3 protein-coding genes are annotated in these 7,074 nt (G+C 64.7%); all 3 read right to left on the bottom strand.

Going from position 1 to position 7,074, the window contains the following annotated elements; all coding sequences use genetic code 11:
* On the bottom strand, nucleotides 1–477 hold a 477-nt coding region (locus KGM94_RS21955), incomplete at its 3' end, for an FAD-dependent oxidoreductase (protein ID WP_300264053.1).
* A 190-nt stretch (nucleotides 478–667) separates the two neighbouring features.
* Nucleotides 668–4,867, bottom strand: a complete 4,200-nt coding sequence (gene rpoC / locus KGM94_RS21950) for a DNA-directed RNA polymerase subunit beta' (RefSeq protein WP_300264051.1) — start codon at nucleotides 4,865–4,867, stop codon at nucleotides 668–670.
* Nucleotides 4,868–4,995: 128 nt separating this feature from the next.
* Nucleotides 4,996–7,074 (bottom strand): DNA-directed RNA polymerase subunit beta (rpoB, locus tag KGM94_RS21945; protein WP_300264049.1); only part of this gene is annotated, 2,079 nt, incomplete at its 5' end.

Below are 7,074 nucleotides of genomic sequence, written 5' to 3'. Positions count from 1 at the left end.
GACTTCCCTGTCGAGCACCTCCTCGGCCGTCATGTAGGCCCAGGGATGTTCGTTGTCGTGCGCACCGACGCCCTCGTAGTACTCGAGCGGCGACATCACCTCGGTGCAGCGCTGGCGGAACGTTTCGATCGCGGCTGCGGTCTTCGCTCCATATTTGCGGCGCATGCCGGGAACGTCGTTCAGGAGCTCGCCGCCGAGATGCACCTGCTCGGCGTCCATCGGAATGGTCTGCAGCCCGAAATGCTGGACCAGTTCGCGCAGCGGGTCCGGACCCGTCATCGAGTAGTCGTAGAGCTCGGCGACGCCGGCCTCGTACATCGCGGGCGCGGAATCGAACTTGCGGGTGACGACCTTTCCGCCGAGACGGTCGGAGGCTTCGTAGATGGTGACGCGGCAGAGATCGCCGAGTTTGCGCTTCAGATACCAGGCGCTCATCAGCCCGCCCGGGCCGCCGCCGACGATTGCAAGATCGAGCATTTTGGATCCGTGGTCTCCGGCCGCCCCCCTTCGGGACCACCGGGTCTAAGCTGCCTTAGCAAAAGCGCTTTTCAGCCTGAAGGGAAGATGAACAAAGCGCGTTCCTGCAGCGCAACAAGCAGAGAATGCAGCAAAAAGGCCGGCGAAAGCCGGCCTTTTCGGTGTCCTACGTACTCGTACGGAGGAGCTATTATTCCGCGGGCGGCAGCGCCACCGGCTCCGCTTCCGGCGCCGGCGAGACGATCGAGGCCTGCTTCTCGCGCTCGTCGAGGATCAGCTTGTCGCGCTTCATGGCGACTTCGCGGATCTTGGCCATGGAGGCGCCGGTGCCTGCCGGGATCAGCCGGCCGACGATGACGTTCTCCTTGAGGCCTTCGAGCGGATCGACCTTGCCGTTGACCGCCGCCTCGGTGAGGACGCGGGTGGTCTCCTGGAACGAGGCCGCCGAGAAGAAGGAGCGGGTCTGCAGGCTCGCCTTGGTGATGCCGAGCAGAACCGGCGTTCCCGTGGCTTGCTTCTTGCCCTCTTCCTTCGCCTTCTCGTTGAGCTGGTCGAACTCGATCTTGTCGACCTGCTCGCCGGCGATCATGTCGGTCTCGCCCTGATCGGTGATCTCCACCTTCTGCAGCATCTGACGGACGATCACCTCGATGTGCTTGTCGTTGATGAGCACGCCCTGCAGCCGGTAGACCTCCTGGATCTCGTTGACCAGATAGGCCGCGAGTTCCTCGATGCCCTTGATCGCCAGGATGTCGTGCGGGGCCGGGTTGCCTTCGACGATGAAGTCGCCCTTTTCGACGACGTCGCCGTCCTGCAGGTGGATGTGCTTGCCCTTCGGGATCAGGTACTCGCGGGCCTCCTCGGTCTTGTCCACCGGCTCGATCGAGATGCGGCGCTTGTTCTTGTAGTCGCGGCCGAACCGGATGGTACCCGCGATCTCCGCGATGATCGCCGCGTCCTTCGGACGCCGCGCCTCGAACAACTCCGCCACGCGCGGCAGACCGCCCGTGATGTCGCGCGTCTTGGCGCTCTCGGTCGAGATGCGGGCGAGAATGTCGCCCGGCTTGACCTTGGCGTTGACGTCGACCGAGAGGATGGCGTCCACCGACAGCATGTAGCGGGCGTCGCCGCCCCGCGCGAGCTTCAGCACCTTGCCGTCCTTGCCCTTGACGACGATCGCGGGCCTGAGGTCCGAGCCGCCACGTGTCGAGCGCCAGTCGATGACCACGCGCTTTGCGATACCGGTGGACTCGTCGAGCGTTTCCGAGATCGACTGGCCCTCGACCAGATCCTCGAAGCCGATGGTGCCTTCCACCTCGGTGAGGATCGGACGGGTGTAGGGATCCCACTCCGCGATGCGCTGGCCGCGCTTGACCATGTCGCCCTCGTCGACATGCAGGCGCGAGCCGTACTGGATGCGGTGAGTTGCGCGCTCGGTGCCGTCGGCATCGACGATCGCGACCACCATGTTGCGCACCATCGCGACCAGATGGCCTTCGCCGTTACGGGCGATGGCCTTGTTCTTGATCACGATCTTGCCGTCGAAGTTGGATTCGACGAACGACTGCTCGTTGATCTGCGCCGCACCGCCGATGTGGAAGGTGCGCATGGTGAGCTGGGTGCCCGGCTCGCCGATCGACTGCGCCGCGATGACGCCGACCGCCTCGCCATGGTTGACCGGCGTGCCGCGGGCCAGGTCGCGGCCGTAGCACTTGCCGCAGATGCCGTTGACGAGCTCGCAGGTCAGTGCCGAGCGGATCTTCACCTCCTGGATGCCGGCCTGCTGGATGGCATCCACATGGCTCTCCTCCATCAGCGTGCCGCGCTTGACGACCACCTTGTTGGAGGCGGCGTCGCGCACGTCGTCGCAGGCGACGCGTCCGAGGATGCGCGAGCCGAGCGAGGCGACCACGGTGCCGGCGTCGACGATGGCGCGCATCTTGATGCCGAGCTTGGTGCCGCAGTCGTCCTGCGTGATGATGCAGTCCTGCGCCACGTCGACCAGACGCCGCGTCAGGTAGCCGGAGTTGGCGGTCTTCAACGCGGTGTCCGCGAGGCCCTTGCGGGCGCCGTGGGTCGAGTTGAAGTACTCGAGCACCGAGAGGCCTTCCTTGAAGTTCGAGATGATCGGCGTCTCGATGATTTCGCCCGAGGGCTTGGCCATCAGGCCGCGCATGCCGGCGAGCTGACGCATCTGGGCCGGCGAACCGCGCGCGCCGGAGTGCGCCATCATGTAGATCGAGTTGATGTCGGCATCCGCCCCGCTCGCCGTCTTCTTGGTGGCGGAGATCTCCTTCATCATCGCCTTGGCGATTTCCTCGGTCGCCTTCGACCAGGCGTCGACGACCTTGTTGTACTTCTCGCCGTGGGTGATCAGACCGTCATTGTACTGCTGCTCGAAGTCCTTGGCGAGCGTGCGGGTGGTGTCGACGATCTTCCACTTGCCGTTCGGCACGACCATGTCGTCCTTGCCGAAGGAGATGCCCGCCTTGAAGGCGTTGTAGAAGCCGAGCGCCATGATGCGGTCGCAGAAGATCACGGTCTCCTTCTGACCGCAGTGACGGTAGACCTGGTCGATCACGCCGGAGATCTCGCGCTTGGTCATCAGCTTGTTGATGATGTCGTACGAGATCTTCGGGTTCTTCGGCAGCACGTTGCCGAGCATGATGCGGCCGGGCGTGGTCTCGATCCAGCGGCGCGCCGGCTTGCCGTCCTCGCCGATGCCCTCCCACCGGTACTTGATCTTGGTGTGGAGGTGGATGACCTTCGAATGCAGCGCATGCTCGAGCTCGGCCATCTCGCCGAACACCTTGCCCTCGCCCGGCATGCCCTCGCGCAGGATCGACAGGTAGTAGAGACCGAGCACGATGTCCTGCGACGGCACGATGATCGGCTGGCCATTCGCCGGATGCAGGATGTTGTTGGTCGACATCATCAGCACGCGCGCTTCGAGCTGCGCCTCGAGCGACAGCGGAACGTGCACGGCCATCTGGTCGCCGTCGAAGTCGGCGTTGAAGGCGGCGCAGACCAGCGGGTGAAGCTGGATCGCCTTGCCCTCGATCAGCACCGGCTCGAACGCCTGGATGCCCAGGCGATGCAGCGTCGGGGCGCGGTTGAGCAGCACCGGATGCTCGCGGATCACCTCGTCCAGGATATCCCAGACCTCCGGGCGCTCCTTCTCGACCAGCTTCTTCGCCTGCTTGACGGTCGTCGACAGGCCCTTGGCGTCGAGCCGCGAATAGATGAACGGCTTGAACAGCTCGAGCGCCATCTTCTTCGGCAGGCCGCACTGGTGCAGCCGCAGTTCGGGACCGACCACGATCACCGAACGTCCGGAGTAGTCGACGCGCTTGCCGAGCAGGTTCTGGCGGAAGCGGCCCTGCTTGCCCTTCAGCATGTCGGCGAGCGACTTCAGAGGCCGCTTGTTGGCGCCGGTGATGACGCGGCCGCGGCGGCCGTTGTCGAACAGCGCGTCGACGGCCTCCTGCAGCATGCGCTTTTCGTTGCGGATGATGATGTCCGGCGCGCGCAGCTCCATCAGCCGCTTCAGGCGATTGTTGCGGTTGATGACGCGGCGATAGAGATCGTTGAGGTCGGAGGTCGCGAAGCGCCCGCCGTCGAGCGGCACCAGCGGCCGCAAGTCCGGCGGGATCACCGGGACGACCGTCAGGATCATCCATTCCGGCTTGTTGCCGGAGTGGCGAAACGCCTCGACGATCTTCAGCCGCTTGGCGAGCTTCTTGTGCTTGATGTCGGAGTCGGTGTCGGCCATCTCGGCACGCAGGGTGACCTCGAGCTTCTCGAGGTCCATGCCCTTGAGCATCTCGCGGATCGCCTCCGCGCCGATCATGGCGGTGAACGAATCCTGGCCGTACTCGTCCTGCGCCTTCAGGTACTCGTCCTCCGACAGGAGCTGACGGTCCTTCAGCGCGGTCAAGCCCGGCTCGAGCACGACGTAGTATTCGAAGTACAGGATCCGCTCGAGATCCTTCAGCGTCATGTCGAGCAAGAGGCCGATGCGCGAGGGCAGCGACTTCAGGAACCAGATGTGGGCGACGGGCGCGGCGAGCTCGATATGGCCCATGCGCTCGCGCCGGACGCGCGACAGCGTGACCTCGACCGAGCACTTCTCGCAGATGATGCCCTTGTACTTCATGCGCTTGTACTTGCCGCACAAGCACTCGTAATCCTTGATCGGCCCGAAGATGCGCGCGCAGAACAGGCCGTCGCGCTCGGGCTTGAAGGTCCGGTAGTTGATGGTCTCCGGCTTCTTGATCTCGCCGTAGGACCAGGACAGAATCTTCTCGGGAGACGCGATCGAGATCCGGATCTGGTCGAAGACCTGAGCCGGAGTCGTCGGATTAAAAAGATTCATGATCTCTTGGTTCATCGTCTTCTCCTCGCGTGCCGGTCGGAGCCGGCAGCAAATTCGAAAATCTCGCCTTCGAAGCGCCCTGCCCTCACCGCGGGGTCAGCGCGCCGATGCCCGGCCAGACCGGCCGGACAGACAGAATCGCGTTACTCGGCCGCTTCCGACGTCGACGCCGGGCCGACCTTGGAATTGTGCAGGTCGACGTTGAGGCCGAGCGAGCGCATTTCCTTGACCAGCACGTTGAACGATTCCGGAATACCGGCCTCGAACGTGTCGTCGCCGCGCACGATCGCCTCGTACACCTTGGTGCGGCCGGCGACGTCGTCGGACTTCACCGTCAGCATCTCCTGCAGCGTATAGGCCGCGCCGTAAGCCTCGAGCGCCCACACCTCCATCTCGCCGAAGCGCTGGCCGCCGAACTGCGCCTTGCCGCCCAGGGGCTGCTGGGTGACGAGCGAGTACGGACCGATCGAACGCGCGTGTATCTTGTCGTCCACGAGGTGGTGCAGCTTGAGCATGTAGATGTAGCCCACCGTCACCTTGCGATCGAAGGGATCGCCGGTGCGGCCGTCATAGACGGTCGACTGACCCGAAGCGTCGAGGCCGGCGAGCTTCAGCATCTCCTCGATGTCGGACTCCTTGGCGCCGTCGAACACCGGCGTCGCGATCGGCACGCCGTGGCTCAGATTGCGGCCGAGCTCGATCAGCTCGTTGTCGTTGAGCGACTTGATCGTCTCGTCGTCGCCGTAGATCTTCTTCAGGGTCTCCTTCAGCGGCTTGACATCCTGCTTCGACAGGTAGGCATCGACCGTCTGGCCGATACGCTTGCCGAGGCCGGCGCAGGCCCAGCCGAGATGGGTTTCGAGGATCTGCCCGACGTTCATGCGCGAGGGCACGCCGAGCGGATTGAGCACGATGTCCGCATGGGTGCCGTCCTCCAGGAACGGCATGTCCTCGATCGGCACGATCTTCGACACCACGCCCTTGTTGCCGTGGCGGCCGGCCATCTTGTCGCCGGGCTGGATCTTGCGCTTCACCGCGACGAAGACCTTGACCATCTTCATCACGCCGGGCGGCAGCTCGTCGCCGCGCTGCAGCTTCTCGACCTTGTCGAGGAAGCGCTGCTCGAGCCCCTTCTTCGACTCGTCGTACTGCTTCCGCATGGCCTCGATCTCGGCCATCAGCTTGTCGTTGGGCGAGGCAAACAGCCACCATTGCGACTTCGGGTACTCCTCGAGCACCGCGCGGGTGATCTTGGTGTCCTTCTTGAAGCCCTTGGGACCGGCGATGCCCTGCCGGCCCTCGAGCAGGTCGGCGAGACGGCTGTAGACGTTGCGGTCGAGGATCGCCTGCTCGTCGTCGCGGTCCTTGGCGAGACGCTCGATCTCCTCCCGCTCGATCGCCAGCGCGCGCTCGTCCTTGTCGACGCCGTGGCGGTTGAACACGCGCACCTCGACGATGGTGCCCTGTACGCCCGGGGGCACGCGGAGCGAGGTGTCGCGCACGTCGGAGGCCTTCTCGCCGAAGATGGCGCGCAGCAGCTTCTCTTCCGGCGTCATCGGGCTTTCGCCCTTCGGCGTGATCTTGCCGACCAGGATGTCGCCGGCGCGCACTTCCGCACCGATGTAGACGATGCCGGCCTCGTCGAGGTTCTTCAGCGCTTCTTCCGAGACGTTCGGAATGTCGCGGGTGATTTCCTCGGGCCCGAGCTTGGTGTCGCGGGCCATCACCTCGAACTCCTCGATGTGGATCGAGGTGAAGACGTCGTCCTTCACGATCCGCTCGGAGAGCAGGATCGAGTCTTCGAAGTTGTAGCCGTTCCACGGCATGAAGGCGACCAGCACGTTGCGGCCGAGCGCGAGCTCGCCGAGATCGGTCGAGGGACCGTCGGCGATGATGTCGCCCTTCTTGACGATGTCGCCGACCTTCACCAGCGGACGCTGGTTGATGCAGGTCGACTGGTTGGAGCGCTGGTACTTCATCAGACGGTAGATATCGACGCCCGACTTGGTCGGATCGAGATCTTCCGTGGCGCGGATGACGACGCGGGTGGCGTCGATCTGGTCGATCACGCCGGACCGGCGGGCGGCGATCGCGGCGCCGGAATCGCGGGCCACCACGCCTTCCATGCCGGTGCCGACGAACGGCGCCTCGGCGCGAACCAGCGGCACCGCCTGGCGCTGCATGTTCGAGCCCATCAGCGCGCGGTTGGCGTCGTCGTTCTC

It is taken from the genome of Bradyrhizobium sp., assembly GCF_028868675.1.
GTDB lineage: Bacteria > Pseudomonadota > Alphaproteobacteria > Rhizobiales > Xanthobacteraceae > Bradyrhizobium.
This window is presented reverse-complemented; position numbering and strand designations above follow the sequence as displayed.